The sequence below is a fragment of the Candidatus Poriferisodalis sp. genome (assembly GCF_965208895.1).
In the GTDB taxonomy this organism is placed as follows: domain Bacteria; phylum Actinomycetota; class Acidimicrobiia; order Acidimicrobiales; family Poriferisodalaceae; genus Poriferisodalis.
The window spans coordinates 2290891-2310194 of sequence record NZ_OZ242363.1 but is presented as its reverse complement, the minus strand read 5'-3'; the positions used below and the strand labels follow the sequence as shown (position 1 = coordinate 2310194).

Below are 19304 nucleotides of genomic sequence, written 5' to 3'. Positions count from 1 at the left end.
CGATTCCGGGGGATCCCTCCCTATCCAGCCAGGACCCTCACCGAGCTACCCCACGCGGAAACGCGAAGCACCCGATTGCACCGCTGGTCCCCGAGCGCGACGCGCGAATAGCCTCCCGGCTGTGAACAATCCGGCTGCACGGCCTATACCCGGCCCAAGTGGACCCTTCGATGTCACACCCCGCTGCTACGACAGTGCAGAACTTGGCGTCGAGCGAGGACGGTAGAAATGAATACGGATCTTGTGGTCGGAGCATTGGTCGAGTTTGCAAGTCACCCCGGTTCCTATGGAGTCATTGAAGAGCTGAACGGTGCTGTAGCGACCGTGCGCTGGGATCCCGGCGTCGACCTCAGTCCCAAGGTGAATTGGAAGAGCGGCAGTCTTAGCCGCGTCGAGCTTCCGCTGATGGTGGTACGAACTGGGGCCGACGAACCAGGACTCCGCTTGGAATCGATCGATGGCAAACCTCCAAAGTGGCAAGTCCAGTTCCTGAGCGGTCTGCGAACGGTCCCTGAGGCAGCGCTACGGCCAAACCATAATCTTGATCCAGTTGCGAAGTTCAAGAACGGCCGGATTGGTTCCTACAAGAAGTTCCGACTTGGATTAGTCACGCGCCACCACTACTTCGCGCATCTCCACGACGATCTTGTGTCGCTCGGGCACACCCGGGTTGATGTGAAACCGCACCAAGTCGGCGTAGTTCACCGCGTGGTCACCAACTACCCACATCGCTATCTGCTTTGCGATGAGGTTGGTCTTGGGAAGACGATCGAGGCTGGAATGATCCTCAAGGAACTCCGGACACGAAGAATCGTGAAGCGTTGCTTGGTTGTCGTCCCGCCGAATCTGCGACGGCAGTGGCAATTCGAACTCAAGACGAAGTTCAACGAGACATTCGCTGTCCTCGATTCTGATACCGTCCGCCACCTCCGAAAGACCGAGGGGTACACGGGCAACCCGTTTGCGAGATACGACGATGTCATCGTGTCCGACGCTTGGGTCTCTGGCGATGAGCGGTCGAGAGAGGTGAAGCAAGTCGACTGGGACATGATCATCGTCGATGAGGCGCACCATGCGAGATCCACTCGCCACGGGAATACGGTTACGACGACAAAGCTATATCAGCTTATCCGAGATCTCGCAGACCCGTCCCGTGTGGGCAGGCGTTCGATGCTCTTCTTGACAGCGACGCCGATGCAGCTCCAAACCCATGAGCTGTATTCCCTCGTGGAACTCCTCGATCCTGTGCTCTTCGCCAGCGAGGATCACTTCGAGGCGCACCGACGTGAAGCGCGAGGCTTGAGCAGGCTGGTCGAGCAGCTGAGCGAGTCCTTCCCGATACCTGGTGAGTCTTCGTTGGTGACACTTCAGAAACTGAACAACTGGCTAGGGGCACCGGAGCACGTCATACGGGAAAGGCTGGAGCGGTCCAGTCACGAGCGTGAAGTTGTTTGCCGCGAGCTCTCAGAACAGCACTTGCTCTCTGAGATCCTGATCCGTAACCGTAAAAGCGTCGTCGGGGACTTCATGCCACGACGCGCATCTAGATGGGCTGTAGCGCTAACCGACGATGAGCGTGCGGCGCTTGAACTCGTGGAGGAGTATGTCCGGCGCGGATTCGCTCTTGCCGAGGCGAATAAGGAGAACGCTTTCGCGTTCGTCATGGTCACGTTCCAGAAGCTCATGGCCAGCAGTATCCGTGCTCTGAGCCGTTCATTGGCAGGGCGCCGCGACCGTCTCTTGACCAAAACCGCCTCATTGGAGCAGTCGACTACGCAGCTGGAGCAGTCTTTCGATGAGAGTGAGTCCGCCGCTGGTATCGTCGAAGCAAGGCTGCACCAGGAAGAAGCCTCGCAATTGGCAGAGTTAGTACAGATTCTCGAGGATCTTCCTTCTGATTCCAAAGGCACAGAATTCATTAGGCAGATGGAGACACTGTTCGAGGAAGATCCTGATGCCAAGGTACTCATCTTCACCGAGTTTCGCGAAACACAAGAGTACATCAGCGAACTTCTGCGTCAAATGCAGGGGTCAAACGATCCAGTCGGGGTCAACTTGTTTCACGGCCAGATGAAACCGAGCGCAAAAGACGATGCTGTTGAGCTATTTCGCCTTGGAACGGGTCCCCAAGTACTGGTTTCGACGCAAGCGGGAGGCGAAGGCCGCAATTTCCAGTTCTGCCACTACTTGGTTAACTACGACCTTCCTTGGAATCCGATGCGTGTCGAGCAGCGCATTGGGCGTATCGACCGTATTGGGCAACGCCATGTCGTGCGTGTATTCAACCTCTACTTGGAGGACACGATCGAGGAGCGAGTGCTCGACGTGCTGGAGCGCCGAATCAACGCTTTTGAGGAAACTGTCGGAGGTCTTGATCCGATACTCGGTAATACTGAGGAAGATCTCCGCAAGATCTTGCGACAAGCGCCAGCCGAGCGCGATGCAGCGCTAGACGAACTCGGCCGACAACTCGAAGATCAGGTGGCAAAAGCTCGGCTAGCTGACGTGCAGCTTCGTGATTTTGTCATGGATGTCAAGAGCTATAGGCGAGAGATCGCGGAGAGAATCGCAGGAAGCGAACACGGCCTGAGTCCGGAGTCCCAGCAAGCCTTCATAACCGCGTTGCTTGCGGATGCTCGCACACACATCAAGAAACGAGGCGACGAGTACGAACTGACCTTCAACGATCCGTTCCGCGGCGACAACCTCCATGAGTTCTTTGCGGTGAGTCACAAGCGATGGGCAGTATTCCACCCGGAAGCTCTGCGCGATGTCGAGCATGTCGAGTTCTTCGCCTTCGGACACCCAATCATCGAGTCCATAGTGAGCGATGTACTCGACAGCAACTATGAGGGCGCTACAGGATCGTGGCGACTCAAAGCGAGTCGCTACCTTCCGGCTGTCACCGGTTGGTTGTTCGTGCATCAGATCGACACTCCGGGCATCCGATACCGATCCGACCTGGTACCGGTGTTCGTATCGGACGATGGAACTGTCAGCACGCGCATCGGTGGAGCGCTCGCTCAACGCGGAGCACTGTTCAGCAGATCGGAGGAAGGCGACATACCGCCCGATGCGATTCCGCTCGATGCCTTGGACGAAGCGGCGCAGGCGGCTGCCTCGCACGTCGGAGAACTTGCTGACCAACGTCAAGAGACCGTGACCGCCGAAGCTGAACAGCGCGTAACGCGCGAACGGACCCGGCTGGAAGCCTGGTTCGATCATCGCGACCGCGCGGCCGCCGACAAAATCGCTTCCACCCAAGCGACAGTCGAGCGGATTCGTGCGAGCGTTGATGAAGGAGAGCGCAGAATCCTGCCCGTCTGGGAGAAAAATCTGGAGGATGCTCAGCAGCTTGCGAACGACCTCGCTCTGGATAGATCCCGAAGGATGGCCGAGATAGAGAGCCATCGACACCCGAGCATCGACCACCAGCTTGTATCGGTTGCTCGCATCGAGGTGCGTCCGAATCCGATCGCATTGGACCAACCCGATCTCTCACTGCGGCCCGGTGAGAGTGCTCAGCGTGCTGCGACTGCGCGGCCGATCTGATGGACCGCTGCGGTCGTTACTTCGACGAAGGATCGACGCTGGCAGAACGAGCGTAGAGTCAGGCGACGATTCGGGGAGGCTCCGACATGCCGAAGTCACGACTCGAGTTGCAGCGAGACATGCGTGGCGATCTCATCAAGACGCTGAGCTGCGAACTCCTTGGCCCATTCGATGGCCCAGATGAGGCTTTGCCTCAGCGCCCCACCGTTAGGTACGTCCTCGGGCGCCTAGCCCCGGCAGGCACACAGGTCAGCCCGGAGGAAGATGAAGGGGCAGCCGACGCCGCGGCCGAGGACGACAGCCTCGACACGGGCTATGCCTCGCCCCTCTCGATGGCCATGAATCCATCAAGCATCGGCCTTTCATTCACCGTTGGCCCCGAAGTAGGCGAGGTCGAGGTGACTGTGCAATGGGGCCGGTACGTGCAGGAAAGCCGCGAAAGCGAGCGGAATGACGGTTCAGTCGGGGAGGCGACAGTATGGACCCGCAGTCAGCACACCGAAGTGTTCGCTCTTGCTGTTGGGGACTCGGGCGCCCGGAGCCTTGCAGGGGACGTCCAGGTTCAGTGGCTCTGCCGAACGTTGCCAGATGGCAGGAGGCGTGCGATATCGGTGTTTATGGTGAATCGGGTCAACCCGATGAATCCCGGCAAACCGGATGACAGCGAATGGCTGTTCCAACCGGAGCTCAGTGTGCACCACCGCGACAACACGGCCGTGTTTCGAGCCCGGGCGCTTGACGATGTCGCCAACTTTGAGTTGCTCGATGCTGACCGGCGCTCCGATGAGCTGCTTTTCCGGGATCGACCCGAGTATGCAGTAGGGCATGGTTGCGCTGCCGACTGGCAGGCTGATGGAGGGACAGGCGCAACTGCGATCCGTACAGTTGTACTGCCGGTTCACGAACTACCGAGGATCGATCCTCGGGGTGATGACGGTCTCGGTCTCGACATGCGACTTCTCGGCGGAACGGATCCCGGGGGCGTTTCCGGTGAGCAATTGCAGCGCATGCTGTTTCCGCTAGCGGAGTCCTACGGACGTTGGATCGACGAACTAGCGAGCCGAGTTGCTCTGCTCCGAGGAGGCTTGCGAGATCAGGCAGATGAACATATTGACGCCTGCCGCTTGGTTCATGAGCGAATTGTCGAGGGGATCACACTTCTGAGTCGTGCTGACGACGAGATGTCCCAGCTTGCGTGCAGGGCGTTCTGCTTCGCCAACAGGGCGATGGCGCTACAGCGAGTTCGCTCAGAGGTCGCCCTTCGGCGGCGAAAAGGGGCCGTGGACATCAGCCTTGACGACGTTCCGACATTGTGGCGGCCATTCCAGCTTGCATTCATTCTGATAAATCTCCCGGCGCTCGTCGACCGTAGCCACGCCAGCCGAAGCACCTGCGACCTGCTGTGGTTTCCGACCGGTGGTGGCAAGACCGAGGCCTACTTGGGGTTGACGGCGTTCGTACTTGCCCACCGCCGTATCCGAACACCTGCCCAGGGGTATCGAGCGGCTGGCGGCGTCGGGGTGCTTATGCGGTACACACTTCGCCTTCTCACCATTCAGCAGTTCCAACGTGCAGCTGCCTTGGCCTGTGCCTGTGAGTTCCTTCGTGCGAACGAAGCCGTTTGGGGTGACGAACCGTTCTCGGTGGGGGTCTGGGTCGGCACGAGCGCGACGCCCAACCGATACACCGATCCGAACGGCTACTGGAGCGACGGTGCCAAAGAGGCTTTGCAGAAGTGGCGTGCTGGTGAGAGGCCCAAGGGCGGTACGCCTGCCCAGCTGCTGAACTGTCCTTGGTGCGGGGCACAGCTGGGACCTAGCGAGTACGACGCAGATGACTACCGGCAGCGGATCAACATCTTCTGCTCGGATGATGACTGTGCGTTCTCTCCCGCGAATGACTACGGCCTCGACGGGATTCCGGCACATACAGTCGACGAGCAGATCTATCGGCATCTGCCATCGCTGATCATCGCGACGGTCGACAAATTCGCTCAGATGGCTTGGAACGGACGCATCCAGTCACTTTTTGGCCGAGTTCAACGACACTGTGAGCGTCACGGGTACATCTCAAGTGCCGACGCGACTCATCAAATGAGTCGACATGTTGCGGATCATGCTCGACGATGGCCCGCGGTTGAAGTAGTCGATGTCGAGCCTTTTGAACCACCCGACTTGGTGATTCAGGATGAGCTTCATCTGATCTCGGGTCCGTTGGGCACGCTTGTCGGACTCTACGAGTCAGCAGTGGACGCGTTGGGCTCCTTGGGAGCGGACAATCAAATGCGCCCGCCGAAAGTCGTGGCCTCGACAGCGACGATTCGTCGCGCTGACCAGCAGGTCGGCTCCTTGTTCAATCGCTCACTCATGATTTTTCCGCCATCGGGACTCGACGCAAGTGACTCTTGGTTTGGTGCAGAAGTTCCGTCTGAAGAGGCACCGGGTCGACTGTATTTGGGCGTGTTTGCGCCAGGCAAGTCAGTAAAGACAGCCCTCGTACGGGTATACGCCGCTTTGCTATCGAGGGCCAAGCAGCTACACCAAGCAGATCCGCAAGCCGCTGACGCCTACATGACGCTCGTTGGATACTTCAACAGCCTTCGAGAGCTCGGGGGCGCTGTTCGACTGGCTGAGGACGACATCCCGGGCCGCATCGGCGTTCTCTCAAGGTTCCCCGGCGACGAGTTCGCGGATCGCCTGCTCTACGAACGTCGGGAGCTGACTAGCAACAAGACAGCTGAGGAAATTCCCGAGGTTCTAGGTCTGCTGGAGCAGCCGTTTCCGTCGGGCAAGCCACCTGCAGGTAAGTACCCGGTCGATGTCTTGTTTGCCAGCAGCATGATCTCAGTCGGTGTTGATATCGACCGGCTTGGATTGATGGTCGTCAATGGACAGCCCAAGGCGACGGCAGAGTACATCCAGGCAACTAGTCGCGTCGGCCGCCAGCCGCCCGGACTTGTGGTCACGGTATACAACTGGACGCGCCCACGAGATATTAGCCACTATGAGCGTTTTCGTAGCTACCACACTGGCTTGTACCGCTACGTCGAACCCACTTCGGTTACACCATTCTCATCAAGGGCACGCGACAAGGGCCTCGCTGGCGTATTCGCTGCACTCATTCGCCTAGGTGACGCAAACATGGCACCTGAGGATGCCGCAGGCGGTTTCGATCCTGCTGACGATTGGGTGCGCCGAGCGGTGGAAACGATCGTTGATCGCGCTTCATCAATTGTTGGACCGCAGCGAGCGAGTGACACTCTTGCAGAGCTACGCGGACTCATCGACCAGTGGGAGCACGTGGCCAGTTCGGCGCTCAGATGGTCTAGGCGAGGAACAAATGCAGCGGACAGCCGTTGGTTGATTGACGGCCAAGAGGACACCGATCGCCGCGGGGTGTTCGTCGCCCCGGGTTCACTACGTGAGATTGAGGCGGAGGTGGCGGTCCGTCTGCTCGATCCGGCCGGAGCAACAACGTGAGCGCCCCTCATGTGGATCGCCCCAGAGTCGGCAAATTGCGCCCCACGCAAGTCATCTCGCAGCACGGTCCGGGCGCGATCGTGGATCTTCCCAGGCTCTCGGCGGTGATTGCCGGCCTTGACACGTGGCCAAGAAACGAAACGCGGGACCGTATAGCCGAACCGCGTCTAGAGGCGTTTCTAAGAGTCGGAGGTCTATTTAGGCCGTCTTCTGGCGGCGTGCCTTCATATGTGTTCCCGCAGTGGCTTGTGTGCCCGCACAGACGCTGCCGACTGCTCGCCCCAGTTGGGAGCTTCGAATGGGTTGGGCCTCCGGTCGGTGAATTTCATTGTCGTAGAGACGAACGCCACGACGGCAGGCGCAGGGTCGCCGCTTTTCCAGCACGGTTCATGATCGCTTGCCCTAGTGGCCATTTGGATGATTTTCCTTGGCATTCCTGGATTCACGAAGGTGGCGGTGGAGGCTGCGGCAGCTCTCTGCAACTCCGAGATCTAGGGAGATCGGGAAGTGTTAACGATCTCGTCGTTCACTGTGAGGAATGCGGCAGCAGGAAAGGTATGGCCAGCGTTTTCGAGCAAGGCGCCCTCGAAGGCTGCACCGGAAGAAGGCCGTGGTTCGGTCTCACCGATTACGAGGCCGGCTGCGCAAAGGATCCGAAAGTGATCCTGCGGGGTGCCTCTAATGCCTACTTCGCTGTCATCGCCTCCGCATTGTCTATTCCGCCCTACTCGGAACCAATCCAATCGTCTATTGAACCGTTCAGAGAAAGGCTCTTGTCGCTCGACTCCGCGGGCGGGATCACCGTGGACAAGCTCACTCAGGCGTCGGAACTCGGGATGCTTGGCGACCTTCTTGACTGGTACGCAGCTTCGGATGTACTGGTGGCGTATCAGACAAAGCCTGCGACCATTGAGCGCCTCAGGCCCGCGGAATATCAAGTCTTCTTGGATCCTCCTGAACCGGCGCTACCGCCGCACGAGTTTGAGGTACGACACGTTGGCGTGCCTCAAGTCTCTGAGGCCGACCGAATCATCACGGTGGCTGAGGCGACGCGACTGCGCGAGGTGAGGGCACTGCGGGGCTTCACCCGCATTGAATCCGGCTTCGACATCGGCGAGCTCGCCGATGTGGCCGAACTTCAGATTGACATGGCGCCTCTAGGTCCGGAACAGGAGAGGTGGCGACCAGCCGTCGCACTGCGGGGCGAGGGCATTTTCCTTGCCCTCGACGAGAGTGCCCTGAAAGCATGGGAACAAGAGTCTGAAACCGTGCGGCAGGCAGCGAGGTTGTCAGCAAGCTTCGATGACTACCAGACGAATCGCTCCTCTGAGAGGCAACCGTTTCCGGGAATGCGCTATGTCCTCCTCCACTCGCTTGCGCATGCCCTCATACGTCGACTCTGTCTAGACGCCGGATACTCATCTTCCGCGCTACGCGAACGCATTTACAGCGCAGAAGGCCCCGAACCGATGGCGGGCCTGCTTATCTATACGGCCAGCTCTGACTCCGAGGGCTCTCTTGGAGGCTTAGTGGATCAAGCAGTCCCAGGGCGGTTTGGCAATGTGTTGCGGGATGCTCTAGAGGACGCCGAGCTGTGTGCACAAGACCCTCTTTGTGGTGCTGGCGAACTTAGTGGACACGCAGGATTGAATGGGGCGGCCTGTCATGCGTGCTTGCTTCTGGCCGAAACCTCATGCGAAGCGAGCAATCGTTTCTTGGACCGAGCAGTTCTCGTAGAGACGCTCGGACAATTTGGCCGGTGGTTTTTCCGTGGACCTTGAGGCAGCGGCCATCCAATTCGTTCTCAATGAGCCCACCGAGAGAATCGAAGGACTCATCCGGGCATTGAATAGCGGACGTGTGCATGCTGCTTCAAGCAGAGCACACGTGGCGCGACAACACGCGCTCGGTGGAACATCGCTAGACCGAACGATGGGCCTATTGCGCGCATGGCGAGACGACAATGAAACAATAGTTCGCCTGCCTCGGCTATTGAACGCACTACTCGAGATCCGTGATGCCGTCCAGAGACGCTCAACGCAGGCTGAGCTCGTCTGGACGGGTCACAGACTGCCGGGATCGCCCCTGCGGGGTACATCGTCGGTGTTGCGTGAGATGCTCGACGCGGCTCGGTCGAACGTGATCGTGATGTCTTATTCGGTGTGGCTGGGTAGCGCCAGAGTAGATGCGGCGTTCGATCACTTGGTGACAGCACGGCGCCGCGGCGTACAAGTGACCTTCGTAGTTGATCGGGACTACAGCCCCGATGGCAGTGTTGATGGCCACAACTGTGCACAATTGCGCCTTGGCTGGCCGGCTGATGCACCGAAGCCGGATGTCTACATCTGGGGTGACGACGACGACCAGATTGCGAAGCTCCACGCCAAGGTGATCGCTGTCGACCGGCGCGATCTCCTCATCACTTCGGCAAACCTCACTAGCCATGGGTTAAGCGGCAACCTCGAACTCGGTACGCGACTCGTTGGCCGTCCCGCAGCCCAAGCCCATGACCATGTGTTCGGACTCATCTCGAACGGGACTTTCGTCCGGGAGCGCCTGTGGTGAGCCGCGCCCGGACGTCCGCTGAGACCTACAGTCGGGTTCCAATGAACGCGTGCGCGCCGGCGGGACGTGTCAGCACGATTCGCGGACCTTCGGTCGCGATCGAACCTCACCCGCAATCTGAGGCTTCCGTGGCTGCTACCAGCACGTGGGTGGCGGCACGGGCGCATCAGCGTCCTCTCGCGGCAGACTTGTTCTGCGGCGCCGGCGGCTTGAGCCTTGGGCTAGCCGATGCCGGCTACGACGTTGTCGTCGGCGTCGACAGCGACCCCGTGGCCTTGGAGACTTATGCCGGCATTCACCCCGGCCTCACCCTCTGTCGAGATCTGAGCAAGCCGGCTGCTGTTGCCGAAGTTGCGGAAACCATCTCGGCACTCGGCGTCGAGTTGATTGCGGGCGGGCCACCGTGTCAGCCCTTTTCGAAGGCCGGCGTATCGAAGATCCGCAGCCTTGTTCGGGACGGAATCCGGCCAGAACACGACATCCGACGAGACTTGTGGCGGTCCTTCTTGGACGTTGTCCTTCGGGTTCAACCGAGCGCCGTCCTGTTGGAGAACGTCCCCGATATGGCGACGGCGACGGACACGACAATTGTGCGCAGCCTTGTGGGTGAACTAGAGGCGAACGGATATTCGGTCCATACGACGCTGCTTCGATCTCGTGATCATGGCGTGCCGCAGATCCGACAACGATTCTTGCTGGTCGCGCTAGCCGGTGGACTCGGGTTCCTGTGGCCCTCACCACTTCGTGATGCGGTGACTGTGCGTGACGCTATAGGCGACCTGCCCGTCGTAGAAGGAGGCTGGCGGCCTCAGGAAGCGATCGAAGGTTTCCAGCTGCGCAAGGCGCCACTTTCGCGAGGACAATTCTTGCGGCGCGCTCGACGCGGCCTGCGCGGTGCCGATCGAACACGCATCTATGACCACATCACGCGTCCAGTACGGGATGATGACCGGATGATCTTCGACGCGATGACGCCGGAGACGCGGTATTCAGAAATCGACGAGGCTCTCAAGAGGTACCGCGACGACATCTTTGACGACAAATACAAGCGACTTGACTGGCAAAAGCCCAGCCGAAGTGTCACTGCTCACATGGCCCGAGATGGCTACTGGTACATCCATCCGGAGCAACCTCGTACGCTCACGATTCGCGAGGCGGCACGTCTGCAAACGTTTCCGGACAGCGTTCGTTTTGCTGGGCCTCCGTCGGCCGCGTTTCGTCAAATAGGAAACGCGGTGCCGCCGAGGCTGGCGGAGCGCGTGGGTAGGTCGATTCGGCGAGCGCTAGCTAATCCGGCTTCAAACTCTGGCTCGTCCCGCGACCTCGCACGGAGTGTTGCGACTTGGTTCGAGAACAAGGCCAAGCTGGCTGTGCCGTGGCTCGAGGCACCAACGATGTGGTCGTCTGTACAGGCGCAGATGTTGCTAGCTCAAGCTCGCAGCAAGACAATCCAAGAAGGTTGGCCGCTGTGCAGAAAGCTCGACAGTCCTGAATCCACGATCGAAGCGCGTGGTTTGTTCATCGAGCTGGCGGAGTCGATCGACCGTATGCACCGCGTCGACCGTGTAGTGAAGCTCGCACGATGGCTGACCGACAATCCGGAGCACCTATCGACGAGAGAAGCCCTCGCAACTTGTTCGGGGGTAACTCCTCGGATCGCCGCAATCGCAGCGTTGGTCGACCCGAGCAGCGGAGCCACTCCGGTTGTCACCAGTCAAGGTGCCCTCAGAGTCGCATCACGGGTCTTCGGCCTCGAGACCGACGGTCGGGGGCTCGGTGGTAATGGTCGGCTAGCAATCACGCGGTTGCTCGGCGGGGTGCATGGGCACGTGCCCGACGAATCCCGAACAGCGATGGCCGGAGTTTTGGAACTCGGCTCCAGTGTTTGCACGAAATCGAATCCGAGTTGCGGAGACTGCCCGCTCTCTGCCCATTGCGCGTGGGCGAATGAGTCGGCGCGGTCACGCGAGCGCTGAGGATGTGCGTCTTGTTCGATCGACCAGACGTGTGCGCAAGCGTCCGTGAATCGCAGCCGCGGCGACGGCGTTCGTGCCTGTTTCGGCCGACAACCGAATGCGCACCATCCGGACGCAGCCGCTCCGTGGCGGACTAAGGGTCCGCCACGGGTTAGGTCGCGGGGCCTGTCATATTTTTTGTGTATCCGGTCGAAATGCCGTTGATCACCGGCATCCGAAGGCCTGCAGCCGAGCGCGGCCAAGCCGGGGCCAGCGAATCTTCTATGCCGAGCGAGAAGGCGACACAGCGCTCGGCACCGGTGCGATCGGGTCGATCTGGAGTTCCTTGCACCCTTCGAGATAACTGTCGATCGAACACTGGAATTCTCGCTCGAGGCTGGCGGCATCGGCGGCTTCGGCATTGGCGATGGGATAGATGCCGCTGTTGATTACGCGCGCGTACAGCACACCCGCGTCGCCCGAGGAGACCTCGCCTATGTAGCCCCGGTATACGAGCATCAATCGAACCTTCGTCTTTCTTTGGGACGGAGGCTGCGGGCCTCGCCGGGCGACGATCATGCTATGGCGTACAAGCCGTCCGACCAGCAGCGCAACCCGTCAGTTTCAGATTCATCCTCTATCTCCCGATCGTTCCGCCAGTCGCCGTCGCATGGACATCCCATGTGAGATGAACTTGCCTGTGATCATCATTCCCCAGCGACGGTCGCCCTATGTGCTGCGCGTGAGCTGTCGCGAAGAACGGACGGTGGGCCGCGTGGAGCTGCGTGTGGAACTGGCGGAAGATGAAGTCGAGAAACCGCAGGACGTGAAGCGGTGCAACGCAGGCGATCCGACAGTTGATGCCGTTGATGGTGAAGTGGCTCGCAGGGTGCCCCTGGGTTGCGGCTTGACGATCGAAGTCGAATCGAATGGGCGAACGCAAGACTGCATCGGAATCCCGGCAGAGTTCGACTACGTCGCCTACCGGCATCCCTTCCTTGAGCAGATTGCGGTCGAGGTCATAGGGGCATGGGAAGTAGCACAGGCGATGCCGTGAGACCTCGCCGCCTTCCACCTCGTAGGAGACCTGGATGAGGCTGCCGTCATAGAGAAGGGCCGAGTAGTCACCGTTCTCGAGCCATGTCATGTACTGGTCGACCGTCGGATGTCCGTAGCTTTCGATGAACAGACCTATGCGGTTGAGTGGGTGCCACGACACCTCCGTCGAACCCATGGAGACTTCGGTGGTGAATTGCGCCAACTCCGCTTCACGCATGTAGTCCAGCGCGTTGCGAATCTGATCCCGAACGGCTCTAACGGTTGACATTCGGGGAGTCAGATTGGAGGCTGAGGATTAGCTTGGTCCGAAGTGCCGGGGGCAAGTCGAGCGGGTCCAGTTCTCCGCGCTCGTACGCCTCGAGGAACGCAGCGATGGCTTTGGTCGCCTTTTGGAGTGACTTCTCTGCGCTTTCAGGTCGGTCTCTATGAATGTGTCGCAGCTTCGCCAGCTCGTCGCTCGTCGGAATCGTGAAATGGAGTTGGAAGCTCTTGGAGAAGATGGTCTCGATCTCTTGCTGTATCGGACCCATCTGCTCTCCCCAGCCGGTGATGCGGACCCAGGCGCGGCTTCGAGTGATGGCCGTGAAGAGGCTGTTTCTCCTCGTGACTGCGTTGAACTGGCCGATGGCGTGTTGGCTGTCGGCCGCATACACCATCGGCGCTTCGTTGCCCTTCGCACGGTAGATGTGCGCTATGGCAACAGACTCAGGCTGAAACACCTCGTCAGCGCTCGTGCTCACTCCGACGAGGTGCGACTGGATCCCGTGACGGCTGAGCTGTCGCATCAGATGCGGAGCGCGGGACTTCGCCCTGTAGGCGTCCGGCAGGACGACAAGGATGTCGTCCGGCTCCAGTTCGTCGTCAACCAGGTTGCGGTGAATCTCGCTCGCGATCCACGCGTCGTGCTCGTCCCGGGTCGGGAACGATCGTACCGCGACCGAGTCCCGAGCAGTGAGCAGATTCGGGAAGTACTGCGGGTAGCTCGCGGTTGAACGTTCCAAGGTCACCGGCGACCCCAGGGCAAGGTGCCCACGCACGACGTTGTAGCCGACGTCCCTCCACAGGGTCGGCTCGTCGGGATGCTGAAGCAACCCTTCGTGCCGGTAGACGCCGACACCGAGCGAGTGGGCGGTTGCCAGCGCCCATGGCGTGTTGCGATAGCACATCGGGAGGACGATGTCGCGCATGGGTTCTCCGTCGGACCAGGTCAGGCTGATCAAGCTCTCACCCTTCGGGCCAGTGCCGAACATCTCGTCGGTGGTGGGCATGGCCGCTTCTGAGAGCTTCTGCAGCTCGTCGTAGCCCCAGACAATCCGCTTCGGGTGCTTGGTGAAGAGGTACACGAGCTGAAAGAACTCTGGCGGCAGGTCTTGCGCTTCGTCGATCAGTATTGCGTCGAATATCGGCTGGACGTCATGTGAGCCCGCGACATTGAGGAGTTCGCGGCATGCACCCGCGAACGCGTCGTCCATCCCATACTTGCCGCTCGCATACGACCAGTCCCTCGCAGGTTCACCAAGCGCAGATGCGATCAGGCTGTACACACCGACTCGGGCGCTCGACCCCCATGAGTGAACGATTCGGAGTCGACTCTGATCAGGCTTGTCGTTCGTGGTTTCGAACGTGAATCGAGTCACCAAGTCATCGATCTGCTGGTACAAGGCGCGGGAGTGGAAGGTCAGCGCTATATGCCAGTCGGGATGCTGCGAGTGCCAGTAGGCAGCCTTCAGGGCGAGGACGACAGTCTTGCCAGAACCGGCGAGTCCGCGAATTCGCTGCGGCCCCTCTGGACTCTCGATCGCTGCGGTCTTTTGCCACCGATCGAGATTCGCGATCCCACTCTCGATCTCCTTGAGGATCGCGCCCCGAGAATGGTCCTTCGTGACCGAGCTGCGTCTCTTGGCCGGCTTGATTGTCGCGACTCGCTGCAGCGCTGCCTGCAAGTTCCTCTCAAGCTCCTCACTGATTGGGGAGAGAGCCAGCACCCAGTCCCGCACGGATTCCATCGAGAGGTAGACGCCTTCGGTCTTGCTTCGTGACTTGGAAGGCGGAGTAGTAGCAAACACTGTTGCCGTCTCGGGACTTACGGCTGCGCGCCGTCCTTCCCGTAGACCTTCATGGCGACTCAGATAACCCTCGAGGATCGCGAACAAGCGATCCTGCTCGGCGTAGACGTCCTCCCACTCCTCGTCCGAGCCCGGCATCGAATCTGCCAGCAGGAACGCGACGAGTCCGTGAGCACGACTCACGAGCAGCGCATCGATCTCGACACGCTGGTCAGCAGTCGTCAGCACCGGGTAGCCCAAGTAGACGGTTCCCTCCTCGATGACCGGCTGCAGCTGTCCGGCCAACGCCTGGGCGATCGCTCGATTTCGGCTCTCGCCGTACACGATTTCAAGCGGCATGTCCTAAATCCTTCGCTCGAGAGCCTCGACCGCCCACATTAGGGTGGGCGTGTCGGCCGCCGCCCCCGAATTTCCAATGAGCGGGAGGTGCCAGCTCAGTGGAGAAGTGCCTCGATCACGCCAGCGGCGGATCGGGTCGCCTCATTTGATGATGGCCGGCCGTCAACGGATCGGGTCACTCGCGTACCAGTTCCGGGGTTTCGAAGCCCGCGGCCACCTCTGCCCAAATGACAACGAAGGAGCCCCGAGGTTTCGGGCGCTTCGCGTTTGCGCGTGGAGTAGTGCTGTGAGGGTCCGGGCTGGATAGGGAGGGATCCCCCAGAATCGGAGGTGCTTTGTTGCCCTGATTCGGGAGGATCCCTGTGGCTGTTGACCTTACGCGTGCGTTGTCGTTGATTGTCGGTTTGGGTCCGGGTGTGGCTGTGCTCGATGTTCGTGCCCGACGCGGCGGCCCGCTCGAGGTGGAGATCGAGTTGACCCGCCGGCCGTGCTGCGGGGGTTGCGGTGGGCCGGTGTGGGTGCACGGGACCAGCAAGGTGAAGATGGCTGACCTGGCCGCGTTCGGCCGGCCGGTGCGGCTGGTGTGGAACAAGCACCGCTGGCGGTGCCCCCATGGGTCGTGTGCGGTGGGCACGTTCACCGATCAGGACTCTCAGATCGCGCCGCCGAGGGGGCGCATGACCGCTCGGGCTGCTCGCTGGCGACTCGCCGGGTGGGCGATGGACGGGCGATCAAAGAGATCGCAGCCGAGCTGGGATGCAACTGGCACACCGCGATGGCAGCGGTGCACCGGTGGGGCCAGGCGCTGCTCGACGCCGACGCCGGCCGCGTCGACGGCGTCACCGCTTTGGGGCTCGACGAGATCTTGATGTTCCGCCGCGGCCGATACCGCGAACAGCAGTGGGGCACCACGATCGTGGACGCCCGAAAAGGCAAACTGCTCGACATAGTCCCAGGCAAAAGGGCTAACGGAGCGACCCGCTGGATCCGCGGGCGCACCTCGCGGTGGCGACAGCAGGTGCGCTGGGGTGTGATGGACCTGTCGGGGCCCTATCGCAAAACGTTCACCGACGCCTTGCCCAAAGCGATCCAGGTCGCCGATCCGTTCCATGTCGTCAAGCTCGCCAACTCGGCCGTCGACGACGTGCGCCGACGCGTCCAGAACGAGACCACCGGCGGACGCGGCACCAAAGGCGACCCGCTGTATCGGATACGGCGGCTGCTGCACCGAGCCCACGAACGCGTCACCGAACGCGGCGAGGCGAAACTGCGCGGCCTGCTCGCCGCCGGCGACCCACACGGCGAAGTCCGCGACGCATGGCACGCCAAAGAAACCCTTCGCATGACCTACCGCATCGGCGACCATGAAATCGCCCTCGAAGCCCTCGACGAGCTGTCACGCGACCTGCGAGACAACACGTACTCCCCGGAGCTGAACCGGCTCGGCCGCACCCTGCACGCCTGGCGCACCCAGATCACGAACTGGCACCGCTCACAGGTCACCAACGGGCCAACCGAGGCAGCCAACAATTTGGCGAAACTGATCAAGCGCGTGTCGTTCGGGAACACCAACTTCGACCACTACCGCATCCGAGTGCTGCTGTATGCCGGCAAACCCGACTGGACCCTGCTCGACACCCTCACTCCACGCTAAAACACGAAGAGCCAGGTTTCGACCCCGGGGCTCTTCGCGTCCGGGGCTCTGCTTGCTCGTTCCGGCCCGCGAGGAGCTGTCCGTCGGGCTTGAGGGTGACGCGCAGCGCCGCCGATTGATGTGTCACCCGACGCGTGCAGTCTCCAGAAGTGACCCATCCGCACCGTCGAGGGAAGGTTCGACCAGGGCTCCGAAAACGGTTTGGGCGCCGCTCGACGCTGCCTCTGCGGTGTCTGGGCGCGTGCCGTCGGGGCGCGCGTGCTGGGCTTGGGAGCGGCGGTGATTACCATCGCATCTGTGGCCGACCGTGCCGAGACCGAGACCGGCCCCAACGGGCCGGGAGTCTCGCCGTATGGGCAGGGCGTCCCCGGCGTGTCCGAGGTGCCGCGAGCCGAGGCAGGCGCACAGCGGCGTTCGCTGCTGGTGCCCGCGTTGATCGGCGGCGTGTTCGTGTTCGCAGCGGTGGGCTTCAGCACGCGAAGCGCCGACATGAACCGGGGTTTCGCCCGGATGGACGAGCGCTTCGCTCAGACCGATGCTCGGTTCACGGAGATCAACGGGATTCTGCTGGATCACACAGACCGGCTTGCGCGCCTCGAGGCCGCCCAGAACGCACACACGCACCCCTGACGGTTTCGCTCGCGTCGTGTCCGATGTCGCGCCGTCGGCTGGTGATGGCCGCGGAAGGATTCCCGGTCGAACGGGCGTGCGGCGGCGCGCGGCAATCGTGATGGTGTGGTCGCGGCGCCTGTGCTGGTTTCGGGTCTTGCGGGCGGTCTCTTGGTTTCGCCGCTGGTTGTCGGCGGCGACAAGCTGAACCTGCGGATCGTCGCGGTTGGTGTCACTGCTGCGCTCAGCGCGGCGTCGTCGGCGGGTGCGTTGTCGGTGAGCATTGCGGCCGGCGATGATCCTTCCACTGCTGATGCGGATGAGGGCGACTCGAACGGTGACGGCATGGCCGATGCTGATGACCCGGTGCGGCCCGGCAGCCATGTCTCGCTGTGTTTCGGTGATGACATCGAGGCTGCGGGTTCTTCGGGCGACGCAGCGAACGATGCTTTGGCGGCGAAGCTGCGCGACATCATCGAGGTGAACGGTGCTCCGGTGTCGGTGTCTGCGGTGACGGCCACGACGGCGGGCGGTTCGTGCCTGAACCGCAAGGCGACGGTGACGCTGGGGCGTGCGCTGGCGGCGGGCGACACGGTGTCGGTCGCGGAGTCGGGTCGCACGTTCGGGACCGGTTCGCACAAGCGCACGGTCACGTCTGCGTCCGCGTCGGTGACGAAGCCTGCACCGGACCGGACACGGCCGTCGACGTCGGTTCTGGGCATCGCGGAACGGTCGACGCCTGTGGCGACGTTCACGGTGACGTTCGCCGATGCCGGCGGCTTCGCTGAAGGAGCCGGGGGCGACATCGGCCCTGACAGCTTCACGTTCGTGGCGGCGTCGGGCAAGGGGACCGAGTCCACCAACGTCATCAGTTCTGCTCCGGCGCCGACGGTGACAGCCGGCGCCAAGTCGGCTGTGGTGACGGTGACGATCGGCCGCAACCTGGAGGTCGGCGGCCGGGTGACGGCCGAGCCCGGCCAGATCACTGACGCGGCGGGCAACATGAGCACGGGCACGTCGGCGTCGGCGGTCAAGGCGCAGCGGGGTCCGCGTGCCGGCTCGGTCTTGATGAGCGAGCTGACCCACTCCGCCCAGAACTCGTGGACGGTGCCGACGTCGAATCGGTTCGGCGCGCCGGTCGCGTCGGGAGGCGACACGGTGTTGGGTATCGACGCGAAGGGCTCCGGCGATGCTGCGGGAGCTGCGGGCAATGCCTGGTCGATGCTGTTCGACACGGCGTCGGGCTACAACGCGTCGAAGGCGACAGACATCGACGTGCGCGTCGTCACCCGCGCCAAGCGGGTGACGGTGCGCTGGGTGAACGGCCCCGCCACGACTGCCGATCTGCTGGCCGCATTGCGCGGCAACGCCGATTTCGACTCGAGGTTCGCCGCGAGAATCGCTGATTGCACCGCGTCGCTGGCCACTCCGCTGGCGCGCACGGCCGGAGGCCGGGGCGCGTCGGGGACGGCGACGAACGCCGGCCGCACCCAGTTCGCGATCGAGGTGAACTTCAACGCCTACATCGCGTCTGTAGTGCACGACGAGCTGCTCGAGGACATCTTGGCCGCGGCAGCGAGACGCTCGAAGCTCACCAACGACGCTTCGGGCATTCGCTTCGCTCCCGCCGGCTCAGATGGGACCGAGGCTGGGGGCGGGCTCGACCTCGCCTCTCCGGATGCGGTGACCGGACCGGTCCAAAAGGTGCGCTACGAAGGGACAGCCGCGGTGCTGGACCGGCTGCCCGCCGCACGCGACCTGGTCACCATCCTGGCCGGCGCCGAGGCAGCCAGTGACGCCGACGCCGACTTGGCCGGCGACCAAGCCCGAGGCAACGTCGACGAGGTAGCCGTCGGATACGCAAACGACGCCCCGAACGAGCCAGCCGACGAGTCCCGCAACGGCGCCTCGCAGCGACGGATCTCGGTGTCCAGCAGCGTCAAGGCCCGCAACTAGCGAGCTGCACAACCGGCCCGAACCGGACAGGCGGCACCGCCGCCCGAACGGCAAAGAGCGACAACGAAAG

11 protein-coding genes are annotated in these 19304 nt (G+C 61.8%); 8 read left to right on the top strand and 3 right to left on the bottom strand.

The window, feature by feature from the left end; genetic code table 11:
- Nucleotides 1-228 precede the first annotated feature (228 nt).
- From ACOGJB_RS10350 to dcm, 5 genes are all read left to right on the top strand, one after another.
- Nucleotides 229-3552: a helicase-related protein gene (locus tag ACOGJB_RS10350; protein ID WP_419837068.1), complete on the top strand. Its 3324-nt coding sequence runs from the start codon at nucleotides 229-231 to the stop codon at nucleotides 3550-3552.
- Nucleotides 3553-3638: 86 nt separating this feature from the next.
- Nucleotides 3639-7031: a DISARM system helicase DrmA gene (gene drmA / locus ACOGJB_RS10345; protein ID WP_419837067.1), complete on the top strand. Its 3393-nt coding sequence runs from the start codon at nucleotides 3639-3641 to the stop codon at nucleotides 7029-7031.
- Nucleotides 7028-8812, top strand: a complete 1785-nt coding sequence (drmB, locus tag ACOGJB_RS10340; RefSeq protein ID WP_419837066.1) for a DrmB family protein — start codon at nucleotides 7028-7030, stop codon at nucleotides 8810-8812. Before drmA ends, drmB begins: the two co-directional genes overlap by 4 nt.
- Nucleotides 8802-9596 carry a DISARM system phospholipase D-like protein DrmC gene (drmC, locus tag ACOGJB_RS10335; RefSeq protein WP_419837065.1) on the top strand — a complete coding sequence of 265 codons (795 nt, stop codon included), beginning with the start codon at nucleotides 8802-8804 and terminating at the stop codon, nucleotides 9594-9596. The genes drmB and drmC overlap by 11 nt, the downstream gene beginning before the upstream one ends.
- Nucleotides 9597-9745: 149 nt before the next feature.
- Nucleotides 9746-11572, top strand: coding sequence for a DNA (cytosine-5-)-methyltransferase (gene dcm / locus ACOGJB_RS10330; protein WP_419837064.1), 1827 nt, complete (start codon nucleotides 9746-9748; stop codon nucleotides 11570-11572).
- 261 nt (nucleotides 11573-11833) lie between these two features.
- On the opposite strand, the gene ACOGJB_RS10325 is transcribed toward dcm, so the two are convergent.
- The 3 genes from ACOGJB_RS10325 to ACOGJB_RS10315 form a co-directional block, all read right to left on the bottom strand.
- On the bottom strand, nucleotides 11834-12070 hold the full coding sequence (locus ACOGJB_RS10325) for a hypothetical protein (protein ID WP_419837063.1): 237 nt from the start codon (nucleotides 12068-12070) through the stop codon (nucleotides 11834-11836).
- A gap of 118 nt (nucleotides 12071-12188) precedes the next feature.
- Nucleotides 12189-12878: a DUF2290 domain-containing protein gene (locus ACOGJB_RS10320; protein ID WP_419837062.1), complete on the bottom strand. Its 690-nt coding sequence runs from the start codon at nucleotides 12876-12878 to the stop codon at nucleotides 12189-12191.
- Nucleotides 12865-15015, bottom strand: coding sequence for a DEAD/DEAH box helicase (locus ACOGJB_RS10315; protein ID WP_419837061.1), 2151 nt, complete (start codon nucleotides 15013-15015; stop codon nucleotides 12865-12867). Before ACOGJB_RS10315 ends, ACOGJB_RS10320 begins: the two co-directional genes overlap by 14 nt.
- 583 nt (nucleotides 15016-15598) lie before the next feature.
- Here ACOGJB_RS10315 and ACOGJB_RS10310 point away from each other — a divergent pair.
- From ACOGJB_RS10310 to ACOGJB_RS10300, 3 genes are all read left to right on the top strand, one after another.
- A complete protein-coding gene (locus ACOGJB_RS10310; RefSeq protein ID WP_419837060.1) occupies nucleotides 15599-16669 on the top strand; it encodes an ISL3 family transposase in 1071 nt (356 codons plus the stop codon).
- 297 nt (nucleotides 16670-16966) lie between these two features.
- Nucleotides 16967-17299: a hypothetical protein gene (locus tag ACOGJB_RS10305; RefSeq protein ID WP_419837059.1), complete on the top strand. Its 333-nt coding sequence runs from the start codon at nucleotides 16967-16969 to the stop codon at nucleotides 17297-17299.
- Between the two features lie 105 nt (nucleotides 17300-17404).
- Entirely contained in the window at nucleotides 17405-19234 is a 1830-nt protein-coding gene (locus ACOGJB_RS10300) for a hypothetical protein (RefSeq protein WP_419837058.1), read from the top strand.
- The last annotated feature ends 70 nt before the right edge of the window (nucleotides 19235-19304 follow it).

What these genes read in the sequence shown, in the direction of transcription:
- ACOGJB_RS10350 (WP_419837068.1), top strand. Translation starts at nt 229, where the DNA reads ATGAATACGGATCTTGTGGTCGGAGCATTGGTCGAGTTTGCAAGTCAC.
- drmA (WP_419837067.1), top strand. Translation starts at nt 3,639, where the DNA reads ATGCCGAAGTCACGACTCGAGTTGCAGCGAGACATGCGTGGCGATCTC.
- ACOGJB_RS10325 (WP_419837063.1), bottom strand. Translation starts at nt 12,070, where the DNA reads ATGCTCGTATACCGGGGCTACATAGGCGAGGTCTCCTCGGGCGACGCG.
- ACOGJB_RS10320 (WP_419837062.1), bottom strand. Translation starts at nt 12,878, where the DNA reads ATGTCAACCGTTAGAGCCGTTCGGGATCAGATTCGCAACGCGCTGGAC.
- ACOGJB_RS10315 (WP_419837061.1), bottom strand. Translation starts at nt 15,015, where the DNA reads ATGCCGCTTGAAATCGTGTACGGCGAGAGCCGAAATCGAGCGATCGCC.